Source organism: Burkholderia mayonis (genome assembly GCF_001523745.2).
GTDB classification, from domain to species: domain Bacteria; phylum Pseudomonadota; class Gammaproteobacteria; order Burkholderiales; family Burkholderiaceae; genus Burkholderia; species Burkholderia mayonis.
Genome location: NZ_CP013386.1, coordinates 2,276,512 through 2,298,485, shown reverse-complemented (window position 1 = coordinate 2,298,485; position 21,974 = coordinate 2,276,512). Strand labels below are relative to the sequence as shown.

19 protein-coding genes and 1 pseudogene are annotated in these 21,974 nt (G+C 65.8%); 8 read left to right on the top strand and 12 right to left on the bottom strand.

Annotated elements, in window-relative coordinates; all coding sequences use genetic code 11:
- Nucleotides 1-125: 125 nt before the first annotated feature.
- The 3 genes from WS70_RS11270 to WS70_RS11260 are packed head-to-tail and all read right to left on the bottom strand — an operon-like array spanning nt 126 to nt 3,837.
- A complete protein-coding gene (locus WS70_RS11270; RefSeq protein WP_059597819.1) occupies nt 126-1,214 on the bottom strand; it encodes a DegT/DnrJ/EryC1/StrS family aminotransferase in 1,089 nt (362 codons plus the stop codon).
- Nucleotides 1,211-2,440, bottom strand: coding sequence for an MFS transporter (locus WS70_RS11265; protein WP_226382744.1), 1,230 nt, complete (start codon nt 2,438-2,440; stop codon nt 1,211-1,213). The genes WS70_RS11270 and WS70_RS11265 overlap by 4 nt, the downstream gene beginning before the upstream one ends.
- A complete protein-coding gene (locus WS70_RS11260; protein WP_226382838.1) occupies nt 2,437-3,837 on the bottom strand; it encodes a glycosyl hydrolase family 65 domain-containing protein in 1,401 nt (466 codons plus the stop codon). The genes WS70_RS11265 and WS70_RS11260 overlap by 4 nt, the downstream gene beginning before the upstream one ends.
- Between WS70_RS11260 and WS70_RS32350 the strand changes: the two genes are divergently transcribed.
- The gene (locus WS70_RS32350) at nt 3,766-3,927 is read left to right on the top strand and encodes a hypothetical protein (protein WP_203236001.1); all 162 of its coding nucleotides are present in this window, start codon (nt 3,766-3,768) and stop codon (nt 3,925-3,927) included. The two genes, WS70_RS11260 and WS70_RS32350, sit on opposite strands and share 72 nt — an antisense overlap.
- Nucleotides 3,928-4,098: 171 nt before the next feature.
- On the top strand, nt 4,099-4,770 hold the full coding sequence (locus WS70_RS32345) for a hypothetical protein (protein ID WP_203236000.1): 672 nt from the start codon (nt 4,099-4,101) through the stop codon (nt 4,768-4,770).
- Here WS70_RS32345 and WS70_RS11255 read toward each other — a convergent pair.
- From WS70_RS11255 to WS70_RS11235, 6 genes are all read right to left on the bottom strand, one after another.
- Nucleotides 4,701-5,729 (bottom strand): NAD-dependent epimerase/dehydratase family protein, encoded by a 1,029-nt coding sequence (locus WS70_RS11255; RefSeq protein ID WP_159082886.1) that lies wholly within the window; start codon nt 5,727-5,729, stop codon nt 4,701-4,703. The genes WS70_RS32345 and WS70_RS11255 overlap by 70 nt on opposite strands.
- A gap of 19 nt (nt 5,730-5,748) precedes the next feature.
- Nucleotides 5,749-6,414 (bottom strand): HAD family hydrolase, encoded by a 666-nt coding sequence (locus WS70_RS31485; RefSeq protein WP_159082885.1) that lies wholly within the window; start codon nt 6,412-6,414, stop codon nt 5,749-5,751.
- A gap of 16 nt (nt 6,415-6,430) precedes the next feature.
- Complete coding sequence (locus WS70_RS11250) at nt 6,431-6,886, bottom strand: adenylyltransferase/cytidyltransferase family protein (RefSeq protein ID WP_159082884.1); 456 nt, start codon at nt 6,884-6,886, stop codon at nt 6,431-6,433.
- A 28-nt stretch (nt 6,887-6,914) separates the two neighbouring features.
- Nucleotides 6,915-7,424, bottom strand: coding sequence for a GNAT family N-acetyltransferase (locus tag WS70_RS11245; RefSeq protein WP_082716600.1), 510 nt, complete (start codon nt 7,422-7,424; stop codon nt 6,915-6,917).
- Nucleotides 7,414-8,730 carry an aspartate aminotransferase family protein gene (locus WS70_RS11240; protein ID WP_082722350.1) on the bottom strand — a complete coding sequence of 439 codons (1,317 nt, stop codon included), beginning with the start codon at nt 8,728-8,730 and terminating at the stop codon, nt 7,414-7,416. The genes WS70_RS11245 and WS70_RS11240 overlap by 11 nt, the downstream gene beginning before the upstream one ends.
- 407 nt (nt 8,731-9,137) lie before the next feature.
- Complete coding sequence (locus WS70_RS11235) at nt 9,138-9,923, bottom strand: M15 family metallopeptidase (protein ID WP_226382743.1); 786 nt, start codon at nt 9,921-9,923, stop codon at nt 9,138-9,140.
- Here WS70_RS11235 and WS70_RS32845 point away from each other — a divergent pair.
- The 4 genes from WS70_RS32845 (at nt 9,819) to WS70_RS11220 (ending at nt 13,310) form a co-directional block, all read left to right on the top strand.
- Entirely contained in the window at nt 9,819-10,040 is a 222-nt protein-coding gene (locus WS70_RS32845) for a hypothetical protein (protein WP_226382853.1), read from the top strand. The genes WS70_RS11235 and WS70_RS32845 overlap by 105 nt on opposite strands.
- A 101-nt stretch (nt 10,041-10,141) precedes the next feature.
- On the top strand, nt 10,142-12,196 hold the full coding sequence (locus tag WS70_RS11230; protein ID WP_082722349.1) for a glycoside hydrolase family 3 protein: 2,055 nt from the start codon (nt 10,142-10,144) through the stop codon (nt 12,194-12,196).
- A 232-nt stretch (nt 12,197-12,428) separates the two neighbouring features.
- Nucleotides 12,429-12,815, top strand: a complete 387-nt coding sequence (locus WS70_RS11225) for a hypothetical protein (protein ID WP_059474140.1) — start codon at nt 12,429-12,431, stop codon at nt 12,813-12,815.
- 18 nt (nt 12,816-12,833) lie between these two features.
- Nucleotides 12,834-13,310: an NUDIX hydrolase gene (locus WS70_RS11220; RefSeq protein ID WP_059474141.1), complete on the top strand. Its 477-nt coding sequence runs from the start codon at nt 12,834-12,836 to the stop codon at nt 13,308-13,310.
- Between the two features lie 224 nt (nt 13,311-13,534).
- Here WS70_RS11220 and WS70_RS11215 read toward each other — a convergent pair whose 3' ends face one another.
- Entirely contained in the window at nt 13,535-15,244 is a 1,710-nt protein-coding gene (locus tag WS70_RS11215; protein ID WP_059474142.1) for a glutamine--tRNA ligase/YqeY domain fusion protein, read from the bottom strand.
- Between the two features lie 233 nt (nt 15,245-15,477).
- On the opposite strand from WS70_RS11215, the gene WS70_RS11210 reads away from it, so the two are divergent.
- On the top strand, nt 15,478-15,717 hold the full coding sequence (locus tag WS70_RS11210; protein ID WP_197419331.1) for an ornithine acetyltransferase: 240 nt from the start codon (nt 15,478-15,480) through the stop codon (nt 15,715-15,717).
- A 432-nt stretch (nt 15,718-16,149) separates the two neighbouring features.
- Here the strand turns inward: WS70_RS11210 and WS70_RS11205 are convergent.
- Both WS70_RS11205 and WS70_RS11195 read right to left on the bottom strand, forming a co-directional pair.
- Nucleotides 16,150-16,561 (bottom strand): annotated as a pseudogene (locus WS70_RS11205) (hypothetical protein); the annotation flags it as partial.
- Nucleotides 16,562-17,033: 472 nt separating this feature from the next.
- Complete coding sequence (locus WS70_RS11195; RefSeq protein ID WP_059474143.1) at nt 17,034-18,254, bottom strand: CaiB/BaiF CoA transferase family protein; 1,221 nt, start codon at nt 18,252-18,254, stop codon at nt 17,034-17,036.
- Nucleotides 18,255-19,007: 753 nt separating this feature from the next.
- On the opposite strand from WS70_RS11195, the gene alaS reads away from it, so the two are divergent.
- Entirely contained in the window at nt 19,008-21,647 is a 2,640-nt protein-coding gene (alaS, locus tag WS70_RS11190) for an alanine--tRNA ligase (protein WP_059474144.1), read from the top strand.
- Nucleotides 21,648-21,974: the final 327 nt, after the last annotated feature.

Here is a 21,974-nt window from a genome sequence, read left to right as displayed (position 1 = left end):
GCTTCGCGCGCTTGGTGCGCAACCGGCGCACGAACGCATCGACGCCGAGCTCGCGGGCGACACGACGAGCGCCGTGAACGTCGCCCGGTCGAGCCGCCCGGGCGCTCGTCCGGTGCCGCCCGTTTCTAACGAAACTGCCGTATCGCTGTCGCGATCCGCTCGACGTCGCCGTCCGAAAGATGGTGATGGCACGGAATCGTCAGGATTTCCCGCGCGAGCCGTTCGGTGTTCGGCAGCGACACGTCCGGTTGGCTACGCAGCCACGCCCGTTGCCGATGAATGGGAATCGGATAGTGAATTGCCGCTTGAATGCCGTGGTCGTCGAGATGCCGACGCAGCTTGTCCCGATAGCCCGACCTCACGACATAGTGATAGTACGCGTTCCCCGGCCGTCCGCCGCCGAGGTCCGTGCCGGTGGCGGTTCCGGCGAGCGCTTCGTCGTAGAACGCGGCAATGGCTTTGCGGCGATCCAGCCACGAATCCAGTTGCCGGACCTTGACGTTCAGCGCCGCCGCCTGCAGCGAATCGAGACGCGAATTGATGCCGAACGTGACGGCTTCGTCGCGGGTCTGCAATCCGTGATTGCGCACGCTTTTCGCATATTCGGCGATCTCCGGATCGGTCGTGACGAGCGCGCCGCCGTCTCCCAGGCCGCCGAGCGTCTTGAGCGGGTGCAGCGAAAAGGCCGCGGCATCGCCGGCCGTGCCGACTTGCTGGCCATCGATCGTGGTGCCAATCGCCTGAGCGCAGTCTTCGACGACGGCCACGCCGTGCGCGCGGCACAGAGCGACGATCGGCGCGATGTCGACGGGCCGCCCGCGCAAATGGACGGGGATGACGGCCTTGGTGCGAGCGCTCAAAAGCGGCGCGATCGTGTCAATGTCGACGAGTTCGTCGTCGCCGACGTCGGCAAGGACCGGCCGCGCGCCGACGGCGACGATCGCGCCGACCGTGGCGACGAACGTGTTTGCGCACGTGACGACCTCATGGCCGGGCCCGACGCCGAGCGCCCGAAGCGCGATCAGCAGCGCGTCGGTGCCGGAATTCATCGCGATCGCGCAGGCTCCGCCGCAACGCTGCGACATCCACGTTTCGAAGCGCGACACCTCCTCGCCGAGCACGAAATCGCCGGCTTCGAGCACGTCGCGCCAGCGCTCGATGAGCAGACCGGACAAGTCGCGCGCCTGTTCCTGGACATTGTTGCACTGGATCATTGCGTGTTTCCTCCCGATGTTCGTCTGACGGCAATCAGCGCGATAACGGCGGTCCCGACGGCGCTGAGCGCGGCGGCAATCGTCAACGTTTGCGGATAGCCGAGCGCTTCGCCGACGAGGCCGCCGCCGAGATAGATGAACGGATGCACGCCGCTCGTCACGACGGTGTCGACCGCCACGACCTTGCCGAGGTCCTTTTCGGGCGAGTGCGTCTGCATGGCGGTCGCCCATCCGGTAAGCCACGAAGCTTCGACGACGCCGACGAACGTCGCGCCGAGCACCGCCATCCACGGCGCTTGGCCCATCCCGAGCAAGATCATCGCGCCGCCGAGGAGCAGCCCGCAAGCTAGCCCCAGCAGCTTTAGGTGGCGATGGCCCGCGACGAGCACCGTAACGACGGAGCCGATGCACGCGCCGAGTCCCGACGAGGCGAGGCATACGCCCCACATGGTTTCGCCGAAGCTGGCGCTGACCGCATAGGGGGCGACCACGAGGAAGATCGGAAAGCACAGCACGTTGACGACGAGCGTGGCGGCGAATCCCAAGAACAGCTCGGCGTTGCCCGCGATCACCGTGACGCCGTTCAGCGCTTCGCGAATGGAGAACTCGTCGTCGGATTCCAGCTTGCCTTTGTCAGGCAACAGGGTGGTATAAAAGGCGGCGCCGAAGAACGTAAGGCCGTCGATCAGCACGCCCCATACCGGGTCCCACAGGATGACCACGACGCCGAGCGTGGCCGGAAAGATCACGGCCACGAGATTGTCGAGGAAGTGCATCGCGCCGTTGCCGGCGACAAGCGCGTGCTTCGGAAGCAGATTGACGAGCAGCACTTGCGTGCACGGGCGCGACACGCCGATGCCGATGCCGAACGCCAGATAGACGAGCACGAGGCTCCACCACGGCGCGCCCGACACGATGAACGCCGCGGCGGCGACCTGCGCGATGCCTCGTGCTGTGTCCGTGGCGATGAGGACGTGCTTGGGCGACTTCCGGTCCGCGAGCATGCCGCCGGCTGCTGCGCCGATGACGGTGCCGATTCCGACGGCGGCCATGATCGCGCCGAAGATCTCGCCGCTGAAGCCGGCATGGATGACCGCGACGGGAAGCGCCGCCAGGCAGACGGCGTCGCCCGCCATCGACAACCCCTGCCCGATCAGCAGTTTTCGAAACGACGAGAAGCGCAACGCAACGCGATAGGGTGACGCTCGCTCGGCGAGTGAGCTCATTCGATTCCTCCAAGAACATAGACGCGTCCATCGGCGCTGCGCTGGGTCGGAAGCGCGTTCCCGTCGCACTCGACGCGGACCGTTCCGTTCGCGGGAACCGTGACTTTCAGCCGTCGCCCTCGAAAATGGACGGCGAACCGATACGCATCCCAATGCGGCGACAGCCGCGGTCGAAAACAAAGCCTGCCGCGTTCGATGCGCAAGCCGGCCAGGCCTTGGACGAGACCCTGCCACGCGCCGGCATAGGCGGACAGGTGCAGCCCGTTGCCGTAGTCCGCGGTCGGCGTGAAGTCCAGGTTGTAGCGGCTTGCTCGGGCGATGAAGTCGGCGCAGTCGCTCGTCTTGCCGATGTCCGCGGCGACCATCGCGTGCGGGCCGTAGCTGAGCGACGATTCGTGAACCGTGCGAGGTTCGTAGAACGCGAATGCCGCCCGCTTGACGTCGGCCGGGAAGTCGTCCGGGAACAAGGACATGAGGAGGATGACATCGGCCTGCTTCACGATCTTGGACGTGAAATTCCGCAACGCCTCCGCCGATTCTCGCTCCGATTCGTCGACGAATTGCGGGCCGCGTTTCTTCGTGATTCTGAGCTCCGTATCGGGAAGTTTCGCGTACCCTTCGAATTCTTCCGGAATGGAAACGCCTCCGACGCTCATCCACGGCAGATAGACGCGATCGCTGATCGCGAGCCAATCGTCCAACTCGGCTTTCGGCACGTCGGGGAAGGCTTCGTGTCCCGCCGACGAGATGGCGAGCCTGATGCACCATCTAAGCAGATAATTCGTGAAAAAGCTATTGTCGACGTGGTAATGATATTCGTCCGGGCCCATCACCGAATTGACGACATAGGCCTGCTTCGAGTCCGACCACTCGAACGCGGATGCGGCAAATCTCGCGCATTCGGCGATGATGCGATAGCCGCGCGTCGTCATGTAGGCGTCGTCGCCGGTGACTTCCCGGTAGCAATGCAGTGCGTAGCAGACGTCAGCCGAGATGTGCAGCACTTCGTCGACGCTCCATTCCCGCGTCGTCTTCGCGTCCGGATACGACAGCACGTAATGCGGCCCGTTTTCGGTTCCACGGTCGTTCGAAGCCTCCGGGAAGCGAGCGCCGGAGAATCTGGTCGATTTGGCGAACTCGATCGCTTGCTCCAGGCGATGGTATCGATAGTCGATGAGCGCGCGAGCGACGCGCGGATCGTTCCAGATCCAGAACACGCACTTGTGCAGTTCGGTGTCGAAGAATGTGGCGCCGGAGTGGTAAGTGCTCGTCAAGCCGCGCGCCGGTGACACGAATCCGCGCGGATGGCGATGCGATGCGATTCCGTGCTGCAAGAGCTGGAAAACGGCATATCGTATGCCGAGTTCGACCGGTTCGCCGCGCGCTTCGATCGTCACGCCATGATCTTCCCAGAATCCGGCCCAGCGGGTCCGGTGCACGTCTTCGGCGACCGCCGGATCGAACGGCGGCGCGGTTTGCGGCATTGACCAGGACGCGGAGCCGGAACATAGTTTCCAATGCGCGTCTATTCGATGGCGATCGGCATTGGAAAAATCGAAAGTCGTCGATATCGTGCAGCCGGGCCCCGGATGCTCCCATGTGGCGGACGCGCTGGCGGAAGGCGGCGAGCGCCGGATGATCACGTCGTAACGGAGCCTTTGACCGGCGACGGCGGCGATGATGCTGAAGCCATCGCTTTCGCAATGGCATCGTTCGAGATTGTAGTGACGAGCCGTCAGCCAAGAGGACGTGCCGAGGTACTCGTTGACCGCGAGCGCGTCAATGCCGTAATCGAGGCGCAATCGCCGCGGGGCGTCGCCGCCGCCGTCCGTCCGGCGCAGTTCGATGACGGTTGCGACCGACGCGCGGTCCGGCGCGTCGACGAACTGCCGCACGGTCAATTCGAACGTCGCTCCCCCGACATGCAGGCGCTCGGCGCTCGTCACGGATGCGCGGTCGAGCGACAGCACGACGGTCGCCGCCGCGCTGCCCGGACGGCGCGCGGGCTCGCCGGTGTCGACGTCGTAGACGTGAAGAATCCTCGGCGCCGGCAGCGACGCAATCTCGCGCGACACGCCGACGCCGGGTGCGTAGACGTCGCTCGCCAGCAACTGGATCCGCTTGCTCCGCTCCGAGGCGCCGGGCACGTGCGGACGCACGCCGATGAACGCATTGGCGAGTGTCGCCACGCACGACACGAACGCGGAGGACGCCGAATCGAGGTCGCTCACGATCTCGCGTCGTTTTCCGTCGGAAACGATCAGCATGGGCCGCCCGCAGGCGACGCGAATGACCAGTCGGAAACGCGCATGTTGATGAGATTGTGGTAACGCGGATCGCTCAGGACGTCGGCGCTGTCCTGGAACCAGCCCGATTGCCATTGATCGCATATTTCCAGTACGGCGTCCCGGATGGTGTACGCGAACTCGAAGCCAAGTTCCCGCCGCGCTAGGCTTGAGTCGAGCCGGTACGAGCGCACGTCGTCGGATGCGGTCGTCGTGATCGGAACGTTCGCCGAGAAGTAGCGGTCGACGACGTCTTTGACTTGCGCCGCGATGTCGGCCACCGTGTGGTTTTCGTATCCGACATTGACGGCGCGCCCGCAGGCTGCGCCGAGAGAATCGCGTCGGACGAGTGTCGTATAGAGCCGGCTGAGATCGCCGACGTGGACGTTGGGCCGGTACTGGCGTCCGCCGAAGACCGTGATTTCGCCGCGCGCGAGCGCGCTCGCCGTCAGGATGTTCACCGTGAGGTCCAGGCGTTGCCGGGGCGACCAGCCGCATACGGTCGCCGCCCTGACCGCGACCGTTTCGAAAGACGGCGAGCTCAGGCCGAAGAGGATGTTCTCGCCCTCGGCCTTGTACCGGTTGTAGTCGGTAATCGGCACGCACGGCTGGCGTTCGTCGACGACCGGCTCGTCGCTGATCCCGTAGACGCTCGCCGAAGACGCGTAGATGAAGCGTCGGCAGCCCTGGCGCTTCGCGCTCTCCATGAGATGTGGCAGGCAGTCGATGTTGATGGAGCGGCTCAGCGCCGGATCGGAGTTGAAGCTCGGATCGTTCGCCACGGCGGCGAGATGGATCACCGTCGTGACGCCTCGCAGCGATCGTTCGACGGTCCGCTTGTCGCGGATGTCCCCTTTGATCGCGTCGAGACGGGGATGACGGCCAAGCTGCTCGAGCCCGTTCGAGAAAAACTGCGCATCGAGCACTCTGACACGGTGGCCGGCGGCGAGCAACCTCGGCACCAGCCGCGATCCGATATATCCCGCGCCGCCCGTCACGAGCACAAATGTGGGTTCGGTCATGTCACGTCCTTGCGAAGCCGTTGATGGGTACGGCGAGGGCGTCGAGCGTCGGAAGAATGGTGACGCGCGGATCGGCCGCCGCCGGCTCGAAGGCGTGACGGCGGATCTGGCAGGCCCGGATGCCGAGGCCGCATGCCGCATCGACGGCATGCGGCGCGTCGTCGACGAGCGTGACCGAGTCCGGCGCATGCTTGCCGATGAGGCGCAGGAACAGCGCTTCTTTTGTCTGATCCCGCCGCTGCTGCACGATCGCGTGCGGATCGAACAGTTTACCCGCCCTGCGCAGCGCGGCGTCGAACAGGCCGGGCGCGTTGCGCGACGCCGTGTAGAAGAGAACGCGTTGCTTCGCCGCTTCGATTCTTTCGAGCAATCTCAGCGCGTCGTCGAAAAGCCGGGTATGAGCGGCGAGCCGAAGAAATTCGCGCTGCTTGATTTTTGCGAGCGCGCCGCTGTCGGCCGCAGCGCGCGGATTGGCGCGCGCGCGACCTTTCTTGAGGAGGAGAAGGCGAGCGGCGCCGTCCACGCGCGGGTGTCCCGCTATGTGCGTGACATATTCCGGGTAGGTGAGCTCTTCGGCCCCGATGCGGCGCGCGGCGTTGCGCCAGGCTTCGTAGTGCGGGGTATCGACGAGCGTTCCGTCGAGATCGAGCAATAGAAGAGTCGGCATTCCACGCTCCGATGAGTCACGCGCTTTCGGACAGGATGATATGCGCAATTCGCGACGTCGAATCCATGATCGCGTCGTCGGTCAGGACCATGCGACCGCCGTTGTTTTCGACGAGCGCGCGCTCCACGTTTATTCTCGGATCGGAGCTCGACCGGTAGTCGGCGCCCTTGAAGAACACGTCGGGCCGGAGCTTCGAAATGACGGATTCGGCGGTCGGCGAATGATTGACGATGGCGTGATCGCAATATCGGATCGACGCGATGAATTCCGCGCGAACACGGGCCGGAAATATCGGCCGATTGGGTCCCTTATTGACGTGCTCGTCGGCGGTGACCGATACGAACAAGCGATCCACGAGCGCGCTGGCTTGCTGCAGATGGTGGATGTGCCCGAGATGAACGATATCGAAACAGCCGTGACACAGCCCTACGATGAGACCATCCGCCCGATAGCTGCGGGCGAGGCCCTGCAATTCGGTGATTCTCTGTAGAACGGTCATATCAGTGTCGATTCTGAGAAATGAGACATTTCGCCATGATGTTGAGATGCTCGAATTTTCCCCAATAATCGGGAATCTGTCCGACTATTTGGAATCCGTTGCGCAGATGAAAGACGTAGGCGGCGCGTTCGCGATCGATGTTGCCGATGTCGAGGCACATATGGTTTTTTTCGAGACTTCGTGCGAAAGCCTCGATTTCCGCATAGAGCAGCGACGCGATGTCGCGCCGGCGATAGTCGCGATCGACGATCAACCAATCCGCCCACAGTACGTGCTTCGAAGGGATCGGCCCAGGGCCGCAGCCCATCGTTCCCACGATGCGGCCTTCATGAGTGGCGACGAACCGCGCTTCTTCGTCGCCGGGGCATTCCAATTCGCGGATGAATTGGAGGTTCGCGGAGCGAGTCAGGTCGTCCGGCGAGTCGATTTGTGAAACCAATCGGAGAACCGCCTGGATGTCGGCGGCTTCGAGGCGCCGAACGAGAATGGTGCTCTCTTTTTCAGTTGGCATGATATTCCAGTTCGTCGAGTGCGCGATCCAGTCGTTCGCACGCGTCGTCGATCATCTGCGGCGTGTGCGCGGCGGAAAGCGTCACCGGCTCCGGGCAATAGCTCAGAGGCATTAAAAATCCGTATAGCCTGTACTCGGTCGACAATCGGCGGAACAGTTCGTGCGCAAACGCTACAGGGTAGGTGCGCTCGATGTCTCTCATCGTGCGCGGACGTTCCGACGCGCCGATGTGAACGCCGATCCGGCCGCCATATCCGTCGATGTGGCATGGGATGCCGTGCCGGTCGAACACTTCTCTCAGGCCGCTTTCGAGCCGGTTTTCCAAAGCCGCGACATATCGATAGATGGTCCCGTCCGCGAGATGTTCGAGAACCGACAGTGCGGCGGAAACCGCCAGATAGCGTCCGGTATTCGTGCCGCTGATCTGCACGGGGCCTCTCGGTGCGATGACGTCCATATATTCAGCCTTGCCCGCGATTCCCGCAATCGGCATGCCGCAGCCGAATGCCTTGCCGTATGTCGCGATGTCGGGAGTGACGCCGAGCGCTTGCTGAGCGCCGCCGAGATTGGATCGAAAGCCCGTCAGGACCTCATCGAAGATCAGCAACGCTTCGTGCTTCGTCGCAAGCGCGCGCAGGCCTTCGAGGAAACCGTCGTCGGGCCTGATGCAGCCGATGTTCAGCGCGATTGGCTCCAGGATGACGCCCGCGACGTCGCCCGAGTAACGTTCGAACGCGTTTCGAGCCGCATTCAGATCGTTCCACGGCAACGGAACGGTCAATTGACCGAGTTCGCCGGGAATGCCGACGGTGCCCGCGACGCGTTCGAGTTCGCCGTTCTCCAGCATCGCTGCGCTTCGCGGGGACGAGTCGATGTTCCAGGCGAGCGTGTCGTTTAGACCGTGGAAGTGCCCCTCAAACTTCAAGATCAATCGCTTGCCGGTGACGGCGCGCGCGATCCGCGTCGCATACATGGTGGCTTCCAGGCCGGAATTGACGAGGCGCAACTTTTCCGCGCACGGAACCGCGGCGCAAAAGCGTTCGCTCAGAAGTTGATGACGCTCGGTCTCATATTGCTGCAGGAAGCCGCGCGACATGGCGCGAGTGACGGATTCCCGGATGACGGGGCTGTCATGGCCCAGAAAGCACGAGCCCCAGCCCATGATGTAATCGTCGCGCCATTCGCCCGAGCACGTTTGTATTCGGGATCCTAGGGCATTTGAAATTTGAAGGGGGCCGATCCCCGCCAGATGATTCCAGCCGGCTAATACGTTGCCGACTCGCGTTTCGTCGACTTCTCTTTTCATGGCCGATGGTGATCCGATAACAATATGGATTTAAATTAGTTGATATGTGTTGAAACGGCCCTCCGAATTTATGGAGCGGATGGCGGAAATTGTGCATCTCGGGTTGGCGGGCGAAGCCGATGGTTGGCGGAAATCGCGCAAGCCGTATCGGCGCGCATGGACGAGTCGGGCTCGGGGGCGAGCGCAACTTGAAAAGGTTCTCGAATGTGTCGCGTCGTTGTTTTTCGCGCGATCGGCGAACGATTCCATGCGGCTAAAAGCCGCGCCGACTGGGCGCTCGACGCCATGCACCGCTTCGGTGGCGAACGAACGCGCGCGATGCCCTTCGCCAAGCTTCACGGCGACGTGGGCGTTCGGCCGTCAGCGCGTCGCCACGCTGTGGGCGCGCCAGGCGCGGCCGCATCGCGTCATTCGCGCAGCGCGTCGGCCACGCATGCGGCGCGCGCCGCCGCGTGGCTCGCGTGCGATGCGCGCGCGATGCAGTCCGCGTACGACGCGACATACTGCTCGAACATCCGGCGCGCATCGTCGGGCGACGCATCGACCATCCGCGCGACGAGCGCGCGCGAGCCCACTTCGAAGTGCTGATAATCGATCGGATCGTCCCAATAGCCGCCCCAGCGCAGGAAGCCGTTGCTCGCGAACACACCGACGACGCGCTCGGCCATGCCCGGCCGCACAGGCTTGTCCGGCCGCTCGTCGAGCCGGTTCATCGACGTCTTCGCGGCCGACGACGGCAGCACGCGCGCGCTGCCGTCGCCGCCGAACGACACGTACGGGTTCTGATGCGGATTGACGTCGATCGCGACGCCGTACGCGTGCACCGACCATTCGTCGCGGCCTGTTTTCTGCCGCGAGTTGAACGCCGACGTGTTGTTGTCGTTCATCGACGCTTCGTCGTCACCGCGGTAGCGCTCGATCGGCACCGCCCGGTTCAACGGGAAGCGCATTCGGTATAACGTGTCGAAGATCGTCTGCACGCGTTCGGCGAGCGCATCGAGCACGACGACTTCGCCTTTTTGCGTTTGGCCGTCGAAATTAACGTAATCGAACGACACGTTTTTCAATCGCTCGCATTGAACCGGCGAATGCTCGTTTATTACGCGTTCGACATGCATATTCGCGCATTGCGCGGCCGTGATTCGGCTGATATCGGCAAATGCACTCGTTGCGCCGAAAACCGAAAGCAGCACGAAAAGCACCGTGCTATGCTGCGCGCACTGCCGAATCGGCGAGAATGTTCGCGGCAGAAGTCGCATATCGATCATTGGCTTGATGAATTCGCATTCAGAGTGAATGAATATGCATGAAGTTCCGGAGTACCGATGAACCGAAAGCCGATAGGGATGCCGGATGACGAATGGAATGGCGTAAATGCCGCGGGCATTCACGCGGCAAGGATTCGGTGAAAATGCGCAAGAAAAGCTTGGTTCATTTCCCCGTCGCGCTGGCGGTGACGGCAGCGCTCGGCGCCTGTTCGTCGGGCGACGACGATGCGACGATCGAGTCGCGCGCGGACGCGATCGTCGAGCGGATGTCGATCCGGCAGAAGGTCGGCCAGAAGATCATGATGGCGTTCCGGTACTGGTGCCCAGACGGGCAGCCGACCTGCACGACCGGCATGACCGCATTCCCCGACGCCGCGCGCGACGCGCTGCGCGAGAACGGCATCGGCGGCGTGATCCTGTTCTCGAACAATCTGACGGGCATCGAGCAGACGCGCCGGCTGATCGACGGGATCAAGGCGGCGCCCGCGGCCGACAGCCCGGTTGGCCTGCTGATCGGCATCGACGAGGAGGGCGGCAACGTGTTCCGCCTGCCGCGCGTCGAGGCGACGGCGTTCGCCGGCAACATGGCGCTCGGCGCGGCCTACGAGGCAACGAAGAACGATCGGCTCGCCTACGACATGGGCCGCGTGCTCGCGGCGGAAATCGCGGCGGTCGGCTTCAACGTGAACTTCGCGCCGGACGTCGACGTCAACAGCAATCCGCTCAATCCCGTCATCAACGTGCGCTCGTTCGGCGACGACCCGGCGACGATCAGCCAGCTCGGCCGGCGCATGGCGCAGGGGATGAAGAGCGAGCGCGTGATCGGCACGTTCAAGCATTTTCCCGGGCACGGCGATACCGATACCGATTCGCACTACGGACTGCCCGTCGTGATCAAGTCGCGCGCCGACGCATACGCGATCGATCTCGCGCCGTACCGGCAGGCGATCGACGCGGGCGAGGCGCCCGACATGATCATGACCGCGCACATCCAGTATCCGTCGCTCGACGACACGCGCGTGACGACCCGCACGGGCGAGCCGATGATCGCGCCCGCGACGATGTCGCGGCGCATCCAGCACGACATCCTGCGCGGCGAGTTCGGCTACCGGGGCGTGACGATCACCGATGCGCTCGACATGAAGGGCATCGCCGATTTCTTCGAAGAAGACGATGCGGTCGTCAAGGTGTTCCAGGCGGATGTCGACATCGCGCTGATGCCCGTCGAGTTTCGCACGGCGGCGAACGCGGGCCGCCTGACGGCGCTCGTCGATCGCGTCGCGGCGGCGGTCGAGTCCGGCCGGATCGATCGCGCCGAGTTCGATCGCTCGGTGCGCCGGATCGTGCTGATGAAGCTGCGCAACGGCATCACCGCGGCGGACCGCGGCAGGCCGGTCGACGAGCTCGCGTCGATCGGCGGGCCCGCGCATCGCGCGGTCGAGCGCGACATCGCGCAGAAATCGATCACGCTGCTGCGCAACGAGAACGGCACGCTGCCGCTGCAGGCGCAGGGCCGGCGAATCTTCATCCTGACGCCGTGGGGCGAGCAGGCGGAGGCGATGCGGCGCCGCTTCGCCGAGCTCGGCCATCCGCTCGTGACGGGCGCGAAGCTGAGCGCGATCACGTGGGCCGAGCAGCAGCAGGCGATCGATGCGGCGGACATCGTGATCGTCGGCACGCTGTCGACGGGCGTCACGCCCGTCGAGCACAACGGCGATCCGAACGCGCGCGTCGCGCCGCCCGCGGCCGCGCTGATGCGGCAGACGGCGCCCGCGAACGGGCAGGAAGAAGGCTCGGTGATCTTCGATCACGTCGAGAACGCGGACGCGGCTGCGGGCGCGAACCTGGACGCGGGCGCGCGCAGGAGCGTGCTGGCCGTCGCCGTGCGAAGCGAGGCGCAGCAGATGCGCGACGCGATGGATTACGCGAAGGCGCGGCGCAAGACGGTGATCCACGTGACGATGCGCGCGCCATACGACGTGATCAGCTACGACGACGTCGCGGACGCGACGCTCGCGACGTACGCGTACTACGGCTACGAAGGCGGGCTGCGCGGCCCGTCGCTGCCCGCCGTCGTCGACGCGATGCTGGGCGTCGAGCGGCCGGTCGGCAGGCTGCCGGTCGCGATCCATGCGCTGAACGCGGATGGCTCGACGGGGCCGCTGCGTTATCCGCGCGGCTTCGGGCTGCAGTACTGAACGCCGAGAAGGCGTCGCGACGGAGGCGGGCAGCGGCGCGGCCGATTGCCGCGCATTGCCCGCCGCCTGCCGCGAATTCGCCGCCGAATCCGGGCGGCAAAGCTCTGACGAAGCGGCGCGGCGCTGCCGGATCGGTTTCAAATACGGTTCGTTGCAGTTATCCTTGAGCGCTCTTCCGGCGCGCGAGCGAAGCCGCGCGCCGGACATTCGATCGTTTCCAAAGGAGAACAACATGACGATGCGAGCCCGTGTCTCGATCCTGTCGCGCGTGCTGGCGGGCGCCGTGTGCGCGGCGGCCGCGTTTGCCGCGCACGCGCAGAACAACCTGGGCTTCCTGAACGACACGCCGATCAGCTATTTCAGCAAGGCCGACACCGCATCGCTGACGAAGGCCGTGCAGAAGGTCCGCGACGAAGGGAAGGACGGCGAGACCGTCGACTGGCTGAACCAGGGTCGCGGCACGAAGCTCTCGGCGAAGCTGACGCCGAGCACGACCGAGCAGGCAGGCCGCACGTGCCGCGAGATCAAGACCGAGATCGAGGCGAAGGGGCAGTCGATGACGTTGCGGCCGCTCTATTGCAAGACCGCGGCCGGCATGTGGCAGTTGCAGAAGCGCTGATGCGGGCGTGACGCGCGAATGAGCGCGATGAAGCCGCGCGGCCGGCCGCGCACGGTGTCGTGCGGGGTGGTGTTCCTCGATCCCGCTGGCCGCGTGTTGCTCGCGCACGCGACCGACACGACGCACTGGGACATCCCGAAAGGCCAGGGCGAACCGGGGGAAACCGCGCAGCAGGCGGCGCTGCGCGAGCTGGTCGAGGAGACGGGCATCGTGCTAGATCCCGTGCGGCTCGTCGATCTCGGCCTGTTCGCGTACCGGCGCGACAAGGATCTGCACCTGTTCGCCGCGCGCGCGGCCGAGCACGAGACGGATCTGTCGCGCTGCGAATGCACGTCGATGTTTCCGAGCCGCCGCGATGGGACGATGATCCCGGAGATGGACGCGTTTCGCTGGACCGAGCCGGGCGACGTGGACGCATACGCGAGCCGCAGCCTTGCGCGGCTTTTCCGGACGACGTTGTCGCTCGCGGATCTGCATCGGTCGCTGCCCGTCTGAGCGCGACAAGCGCGACAAGCGCGGCTGCGGTCCCGCGCCGTTCGCGGATGCCGGGCCGGTGGCGAGTCCGGATGCGAGACTGGAAACCGGCATGAATCGCGGCGGCCGGAGCCGATTGCCGAAGCGGCCGCCACGTCGGCGCGAGGCTCAAACGAAAATGCCCGGCGCAGGCCGGGCATTTTCCTTTCGCATGACGCAAAGCGGCGAGCGTGCCGCAGCCGCCGTCAGGCGGGCTTGCCCCAACTGTCGCGCAGGCCGACGATCCGGTTGAACACCGGCTGGTCGGGCTTCGAATCGACGCGGTCGGCGACGAAGTAGCCGTGGCGCTCGAACTGATAGCGCGCTTCCGGCGTCGCGTCGCGCGCGCCGGGCTCGAGATAGGCGTGGACGACCTTCTTCGAATCCGGATTCAGCGCCTCGAGGAAGTTGCGTCCGCCCGCGTCCGGATGCGGCTCCTTGAACAGGCGATCGTAGATCCGTACTTCGGCCGGGCACGCGTGCGGGGCGCTCACCCAGTGGATGTTGCCCTTCACCTTGTAGTTGTTCGCGCCTTCGGTGCCCGACTTGCTGTCCGGATAGTAGTTGCAGTGGACGGCGGTCACGTTGCCGTTTTCGTCCTTGTCCGCGCCCGTGCATTCGATCACGTAGCCGTATCGCAGCCGCACCTTGTTGCCCGGGAACAGCCGGAAATAGCCCTTCGGCGGATTCTCGTTGAAATCCTCGCGCTCGATCCACAGCTCGCGCGAGATCGGGAACGTGCGCTGGCCGCGCTCCGGATGGTGCGGGTGCACGGGCGCCGTGCATTCCTCGGTCTGGCCTTCCGGGTAGTTGTCGATGACGAGCTTGAGCGGATCGAGCACGGCGACCGTGCGCGGCGCCTTGTCGTCGAGATCGTCGCGCAGCGCGCCTTCGAACACGCTCATGTCGATCCACGAATCGATCTTCGTCACGCCGATCCGCTCGCAGAACAGGCGGATGCCCTCGGGCGTGAAGCCGCGGCGGCGCACGCCGACGATCGTCGGCATCCGCGGGTCGTCCCAGCCGTCGACGTGGCCTTCCGTCACGAGCTGCAGCAGCTTGCGCTTGCTCGTGATCGCGTACGTGAGGTTCAGCCGCGAGAATTCGATTTGCTGCGGCAGCGGCCGCGTGAACACGCCGGCGTCCGCGAGCTCGTTCAGCACCCAGTCGTAGAGGGGGCGGTGATCCTCGAACTCGAGCGTGCAGAGCGAGTGCGTGATGTTCTCGATCGCGTCCGAGATGCAGTGCGTGTAGTCGTACATCGGGTACACGCACCACGCATCGCCCGTGCGGTAGTGATGCGCGTAGCGGATCCGGTAGATCACCGGGTCGCGCATGTTCATGTTCGGCGAGCTCATGTCGATCTTCGCGCGCAGCACGTGCTCGCCTTCCTTGAACTCGCCCGCCTTCATCCGGCGGAACAGGTCGAGGTTCTCCTCGGGCGAGCGATCGCGGAACGGCGACGGCGTGCCCGGCTCGGTCAGCGAGCCGCGGTTCGTGCGCATCTCGTCGGCGGTCTGGCTGTCGACGTACGCCTTGCCGCGCTGGATCAGCAGCTCGGCGAATTCATAGAGCTTGTCGTAGTAGTCGCTCGCGAAATACTGGTGGTCGACGCCGTCCTTCTGCCAGTCGAAGCCGAGCCAGCGCACCGCGTCGACGATCGAGTTCACGTACTCGACGCTTTCCTTTTCCGGATTCGTGTCGTCGAAGCGCAGGTGGCACACGCCGCCGTAGTCGCGGGCGACGCTGAAGTTCAGGCAGATGCTCTTCGCGTGGCCGATGTGCAGATAGCCGTTCGGCTCGGGCGGAAAGCGCGTCTCGACGCGGCCGCTCCATTTGCTCGTGCGGTTGTCGTCGTCGATGATGTTGCGGATGAAATTGGATGGCGCGGCGGCGTCGTTGCGTTCGGTGCTCATGCGGGACAGGGAAGAAAAGGGGAGAGGACGCCTGCTGCGTCGCTCGAACTTGTCAATTCTACCTGACGGACGACCGTCGTGAGGAGCGCGGCCCCTTGCGGCGGGCGGGCGGCGCGTTTTCCGGCATTTGTGCGGCGTGTGTTGCCGCTGTAACAGGAGGTAAATCGCTTTGCCGGCCGGATTCGGCTTTCATAAGATGCGCTCACCCAGGTTTCATGCCGCCGCGCCGTGCCATGCGCGGCAACGCTTTCGAAGACAGCATCATGATGAAGAAGACCCGCTTTCTCGTTCGCATCACCGTCATCGCCGTGGTGCTCGCCAGCCTCAGCGCGTGCGCGATGACTCACACGCAGCGCAATGCCGGCATCGGCGCGGCGGCGGGCGGCGCGCTCGGCTACCTGATCACGGGCGGCCCGATCGGTACGGTCGCGGGCGCGGCGGCGGGCGGCCTCGTCGGCGCCGGCGTGCGCTAAGCGGCGGGGCGGCCGAACGCCCGGCGTTTCGGCCGTGCCGGTGGGGCTGGTGTCGCAGGCGGCCGCCGGGAGCGGCGCGGGATGCCGGTTCGGCGAGTCGGTTTCGGCGTTTTCGTGGTTGCCGTCGTTCCCGTCGTTCCCGTCGTTTCGATCGCAGGAATATTGACGCAGGCTCGCCGCAACGGTCTAGCCGAAGGGCGCGCCACCGACGCGCCCGTTTCGTTTTGGGAACGGCTTTTGTCGAGCCTTCCGGCTCGGGAGGGCTCGCGGTGGGCGTCTTCGTCGATCGCTCTTTGGGGCCCTTCGTTCGGGGCGTCCGCGGGCGTGGTGTTGCCGCTTCGTGCCCGCGGTTTACGATCGATGCCGTGCATCGGCCATTCGTGCCGCTTTCGTGCTTTCCCGCTTTCGAGCCCACGAGCGATCGCTGCCGAATCAGCCGTTCGGATAGGCAGCCGCGGATAGGCAGCCGCGGATAGGCAGCCGCGGATAGGCAGCCGCGCTCAGGTTCGCGCGCAGCGTCGCGAGCTGCGCGTACATGTCGTGAACGAAGTACAGGTCGCGGCGGCGCGTCCATGCCTGGCCGGACTGCGGGTCGTACAGCGTCGGCAGCGCGACCTCCGCGACCGCGGCTGCCTTCATCCCGCGCGCCCGTGACGTCTGGATGCAGCGCTTCGCATGATCGCGATGGCCGACGACCACGACGTTGCCCATCGCTGCGCCGCCGCCTTCCGGTGCGAGCGACGCCGTCGGTGCTCAAGTACGTGATCGAGCCGTCCGCGGCGATGACGGGCTCGAGCGAATGGATGTCGGTCATCTGGTACATCGACGCGAGAAAGCGCGCGTCGCGGGTTCGGCGATGCTGTCGTTGCACGCGCTTAGGACCGCGCTGACGAGCGGCAGCGTGGCGGCGGCGGACGTGGTGGGCAGGAACTTGCGGCGCAATGACATGCGGAACATTGGCGGAGAAAGCGGGATAGCCCGCTTTGTACCGTTCGGTTACGACGGGGCGATGTCGCCGCGTGTTCGCGCGGCGTGCTGCGCGCGAGGGGCGAATGATTGATGTTGCGAAGCCACGAAGTTCCGAAGTTCCGAAGTTCCGAAGTTCCGAAGTTCCGAAGTTCCGAAGTTCCGAAGTTCCGAAGTTCCGAAGTTCCGAAGTTCCGAAGTTCCGAAGCGCGGAGTCTCAAAGCCTCGAAAGTTCACCGGTTCGGAAGCTCGAATTCGTGAGGAGCCAAAAAAGCGAAGCGGCCCGCACGGGCCGCCCGCGAGAAAGAACGCGGACACGCGATCCGACGCCGCGCGCCCGCCGGCCGCGCTCACACGACGCGCTTGTCCCGGAGCGCCGCGATCGCCGTGTCGCCATAGCCGAGCATGTCGCGCAGCACCGCGTCCGTGTGCTCGCCGAGGAGAGGCGGCGCAGTGCGCGCGTCGGGCGGCGTCTCGCTCATCCGGATCGGGTTGCGCACGAGCTTCACGTTCGCGCCGCTCGGATGCGGCAGCTCGACCTGCATGCCGCGCGCGCGCACCTGCTCGTCGTCGAACACTTCGGCGAGATCGTTGATCGGCCCGCACGGCACGCCGACCGCCTCGAGCGCGTCGAGCCATTCGCGTTTCGTGCGCGTTTTCGTCATCTCCGCGATGATCGGCACGAGCGTATCGCGGTGGCGCACGCGCGCCGGGTTCGTCGCGAAGCGCTCGTCGTCGGCGAGCTCCGCGCGTCCGCCCGCCTCGACGAACTTGCTGAACTGCCCGTCGTTGCCGACCGCGACGATGATCCACCCGTCGCTCGTCTCGAACGTCTGGTACGGCACGATGTTCGGATGCGCGTTGCCCCAGCGCATGGGCGGCTTGCCGCTCGCGAGGAAATTCGTGTTCATGTTCGCGAGGAGCGCGACCTGTACGTCGAGGAGCGCCATGTCGATGTGCTGGCCTTCGCCCGTGCGGTCGCGGTGCGCGAGCGCGGCGAGGATCGCGATCGTCGAGTAGAGGCCCGTCGCGAGATCGGCGATCGCGACGCCGGCCTTCTGCGGCCCGCCGCCCGGCAGGCCGTCGCGCTCGCCCGTGATGCTCATGAAGCCGCCCATCCCCTGGATGATGAAATCGTAGCCCGCGCGGTGCGCGTACGGGCCCGTCTGGCCGAAGCCCGTCACCGAGCAGTAGACGAGGTCGGGCTTCACGGCTTTCAGCGACGCAAAGTCGAGCCCGTACTTCGCGAGCTGGCCGACCTTGTAGTTCTCGAGCACGACGTCGCACCGCGCGGTGAGCTCGCGGACGATCCGCTGGCCTTCGGGCGTCGCGATGTCGATCGTCACCGAGCGCTTGTTGCGGTTCGCGGCGAGGTAGTACGCGGCTTCGCGGGTGTCGGCGCCGTCCGGCGTCTTCAGGTACGGCGGGCCCCAGTGCCGGGTGTCGTCGCCGACGTCCGGGCGCTCGACCTTGATCACGTCGGCGCCGAGATCGGCGAGTGTCTGAGCGCACCACGGGCCCGCGAGCACGCGGCTCAGGTCCAGGACGCGGATATGGCTGAGGGCTCCCATCTTCGATCAGTCTCCTCTGTTGGCTGCTCGGTTGGCCGGCGTGCGCCGGGCGGCGTCGCGCCGGTCGCGCCGGTCGTGGCGCGGCCGCGCGGGTGCGCGGCCGGTCGGTCGTCTCCCGCCGCATCTTAAAGCGATTCGTGCGCGGCTGTCGCGATAGCGGGGCAGCGCGGGCGGCCCGGTCGCGCCTGAATGCGGCGATTGCGGTCGATTCGGCGGCGGGGCGAGTGCGGTTCCGGCGAGGCTTCATCGTGCCACTTACGAGACTCCGGCGAAGCATCAACGAAGCATCAACGAAGCTCCAACGAAGCTCCAGCGAAGCTCCAGCGAAGCTCCAACGAAGCTCCAACGAAGCTCCAGCGAAGCTCCAACGAAGCTCCAACGAAGCTCCGGCGTAGTTCCGGAACGGCTCGGGCGTAGTCTCCGCGTGTCTTTGGCGCGTTCCTGCGTGAATCGGCTGGCGCATGGGCGCATCGCGAGCGGCCGTTCGCCGCAATCCTCACGTGTTCGCCGCGTCATGGTCAAGCCTGTCGCCCCGACGTTCCCCGCGTATTCATCGGACGCTTCCACCGAACGATCCCCCGAATGCACTCCCGAACGCTCCCCCAAAACCGCGCCGCGTCCGCCCGGAGCGCTCGCCGGCCGCGAGCCGGGATCTATCCCGTATAATTGATCGTTTTAGAAACGCGCCGCCGCCCGCCCGCCGGAACGGCCGGCGCTCAACCCCCAGTTTTGGCCTGACCGTCCCCGCACGCTATGAAAGCCGCCGAAATCCGCGAGAAATTCCTCAAGTTCTTCGAATCGAAGGGCCACACGATCGTCCGCTCGTCGAGCCTCGTGCCCGGAAACGACCCCACGCTGCTCTTCACCAATTCGGGGATGGTGCAGTTCAAGGACGTGTTCCTCGGCGCCGAGACGCGCCCGTACTCCCGCGCGACCACGTCGCAGCGCAGCGTGCGCGCGGGCGGCAAGCACAACGACCTCGAGAACGTCGGCTACACCGCGCGCCACCACACGTTCTTCGAGATGCTCGGCAACTTCTCGTTCGGCGACTACTTCAAGCACGACGCGATCCACTATGCATGGGAGCTGCTGACGGCCGTCTACCGGCTGCCCGCCGACAAGCTCTGGGTGACCGTCTATCACGACGACGACGAGGCGTACGACATCTGGGCGAAGGAAGTCGGCGTGCCGGCCGAGCGGATCATCCGGATCGGCGACAACAAGGGCGCGCGCTACGCGTCGGACAACTTCTGGCAGATGGGCGACACGGGGCCGTGCGGCCCGTGCTCGGAAATCTTCTACGACCACGGCCCGGACGTCTGGGGCGGCCCGCCGGGATCGCCCGAAGAAGACGGCGACCGCTACATCGAGATCTGGAACCTCGTGTTCATGCAGTTCAACCGCGATGCGCAAGGCAACATGACGCGTCTGCCGAAGCCTTGCGTCGACACCGGCATGGGCCTCGAGCGGATCGCGGCCGTGCTGCAGCACGTGCACAGCAACTACGAGATCGATCTGTTCCAGAATCTCATCAAGGCCGCCGCGCGCGAGACCGGCATCAGCGACCTGACGAACAACTCGCTGAAGGTGATCGCCGATCACATCCGCGCGTGCTCGTTCCTGATCGTCGACGGCGTGATCCCCGGCAACGAAGGCCGCGGCTACGTGCTGCGCCGGATCGTGCGCCGCGCGATCCGCCACGGCTACAAGCTCGGCCGCAAGGAATCGTTTTTCCACAAGCTGGTGGCCGATCTCGTCGCGGAAATGGGCGAAGCGTATCCGGAGCTGAAGGAGGCCGAGCAGCGCGTGACCGACGTGCTGCGCCAGGAAGAAGAGCGCTTCTTCGAGACGATCGAGCACGGGATGTCGATCCTCGAGGCCGCGCTCGGCGACCTCGACGCCGCGGCAGGTGACAAAACCGGCGGCAAGACGCTCGACGGCGAGCTCGCGTTCAAGCTGCACGATACCTACGGCTTCCCGCTCGACCTGACGGCCGACGTGTGCCGCGAGCGCGGCGTGACGGTCGACGAGCCGGCGTTCGACGACGCGATGGCGCGCCAGCGCGAGCAGGCGCGCGCGGCCGGCAAGTTCAGGGCGACGCAGGGCCTCGATTACACGGGCGCGAAGACGACGTTCCACGGCTACGAGGCAATCGCATTCGACGACGCGAAGGTCGTCGCGCTGTACGTCGACGGTTCGTCGGTCAACGAAGCGAAGGCGGGCCAGAGCGCGGTCGTCGTGCTCGACCACACGCCGTTCTATGCGGAATCGGGCGGCCAGGTCGGCGACCAGGGCGTGCTCGCGAACGCGGTCACGCGCTTTGCGGTCGCCGACACGCTGAAGGTCCAGGCCGACGTGATCGGCCACCACGGCGAACTCGAGCAGGGCGCGCTCAAGGTCGGCGACGTAGTCCGCGCGGAAATCGATGCCGAGCGCCGCGCGCGCACCGCTCGCAACCACTCGGCGACGCACCTGATGCACAAGGCGCTGCGCGACGTGCTCGGCTCGCACGTGCAGCAAAAGGGTTCGCTCGTCGACGCGGACAAGACCCGCTTCGACTTCGCGCACAACGCGCCGCTGACGGACGACGAAATCCGCCGCGTCGAAGCCATCGTCAACGAGCAGGTGCTCGCGAACGCGCCCGGCGTCGTGCGCGTGATGCCGTACGACGACGCGGTGAAGGGCGGTGCGATGGCGCTCTTCGGCGAGAAGTATGGCGACGAAGTGCGCGTGCTCGATCTCGGCTTTTCGCGCGAGCTGTGCGGCGGCACGCACGTGCATCGCACGGGCGACATCGGCTTCTTCAAGATCGTCGCGGAAGGCGGCGTCGCGGCGGGCATCCGCCGCGTCGAGGCGATCACGGGCGACAACGCGGTGCGCTACGTGCAGGCGCTCGATGCGTGCGTGAACGCCGCGGCGGCCGCGCTGAAGGCGCAGCCGTCCGAGTTGATCCAGCGGATCGGCCAGGTGCAGGACCAGGTGAAGTCGCTCGAGAAGGAGCTCGCCGCGTTGAAATCGAAGCTCGCGTCGAGCCAGGGCGACGAGCTCGCGCTGCAGGCGGTCGAAGTGGGCGGCGTGCACGTGCTTGCCGCGACGCTCGACGGCGCGGACGCGAAGACGCTGCGCGAGACCGTCGACAAGCTGAAGGACAAGCTGAAGAGTGCGGCGATCGTGCTCGCGGCGGTCGACGGCGGCAAGGTGAGCCTGATCGCCGGCGTGACCGCCGACGCGAGCAAGAAGGTGAAGGCGGGCGAGCTCGTCAACTTCGTCGCGCAGCAGGTGGGCGGCAAGGGCGGCGGCCGGCCGGACATGGCGCAGGCGGGAGGCACCGAGCCGGCGAATCTGCCGGCGGCTCTGGCGGGCGTGAAGGGCTGGGTCGAAGCGCGGCTGTAACGCGGCCGTAACGCGCGGCCGGGTGGCGCGTCGAGGCTCGGCGCGCCGCCTTCGCAGCGGAGGCGCGTGACGCGGCCGGCGCACGGTGTCGTGGGCGGCGGCGGCCGGGCGGCCGAAGGCCGGTATGTTCGGCTCGCTTGCGGTGGTCGCCGGGGCGGTCGCCTGTACCGTCCGTGATCACCACGGCAAAGACCAGATGATCGAATGACCGAGACGGTCCAATCGGCTTGCGCCGGTTGGACCGTTTTCTTTTGGGGCGACGATGTTCGCGGCAGTGTTTTGCATCGTCATGTCTTGCCATGGCACGCCCGTCACGCCACGTCCACG

Coding starts and splice junctions, on each gene's coding strand:
- WS70_RS11225 (WP_059474140.1), top strand. CDS start 12,429: ATGACGATGCGAGCCCGTGTCTCGATCCTGTCGCGCGTGCTGGCGGGC.
- WS70_RS11245 (WP_082716600.1), bottom strand. CDS start 7,424: ATGCCAACTGAAAAAGAGAGCACCATTCTCGTTCGGCGCCTCGAAGCC.
- alaS (WP_059474144.1), top strand. CDS start 19,008: ATGAAAGCCGCCGAAATCCGCGAGAAATTCCTCAAGTTCTTCGAATCG.
- WS70_RS11210 (WP_197419331.1), top strand. CDS start 15,478: ATGCGCGGCAACGCTTTCGAAGACAGCATCATGATGAAGAAGACCCGC.
- WS70_RS11195 (WP_059474143.1), bottom strand. CDS start 18,254: ATGGGAGCCCTCAGCCATATCCGCGTCCTGGACCTGAGCCGCGTGCTC.
- WS70_RS32845 (WP_226382853.1), top strand. CDS start 9,819: ATGCTCGTTTATTACGCGTTCGACATGCATATTCGCGCATTGCGCGGC.
- WS70_RS11240 (WP_082722350.1), bottom strand. CDS start 8,730: ATGAAAAGAGAAGTCGACGAAACGCGAGTCGGCAACGTATTAGCCGGC.
- WS70_RS11270 (WP_059597819.1), bottom strand. CDS start 1,214: ATGATCCAGTGCAACAATGTCCAGGAACAGGCGCGCGACTTGTCCGGT.
- WS70_RS31485 (WP_159082885.1), bottom strand. CDS start 6,414: ATGCCGACTCTTCTATTGCTCGATCTCGACGGAACGCTCGTCGATACC.
- WS70_RS11215 (WP_059474142.1), bottom strand. CDS start 15,244: ATGAGCACCGAACGCAACGACGCCGCCGCGCCATCCAATTTCATCCGC.
- WS70_RS11220 (WP_059474141.1), top strand. CDS start 12,834: ATGAGCGCGATGAAGCCGCGCGGCCGGCCGCGCACGGTGTCGTGCGGG.
- WS70_RS11265 (WP_226382744.1), bottom strand. CDS start 2,440: ATGAGCTCACTCGCCGAGCGAGCGTCACCCTATCGCGTTGCGTTGCGC.
- WS70_RS11230 (WP_082722349.1), top strand. CDS start 10,142: ATGCGCAAGAAAAGCTTGGTTCATTTCCCCGTCGCGCTGGCGGTGACG.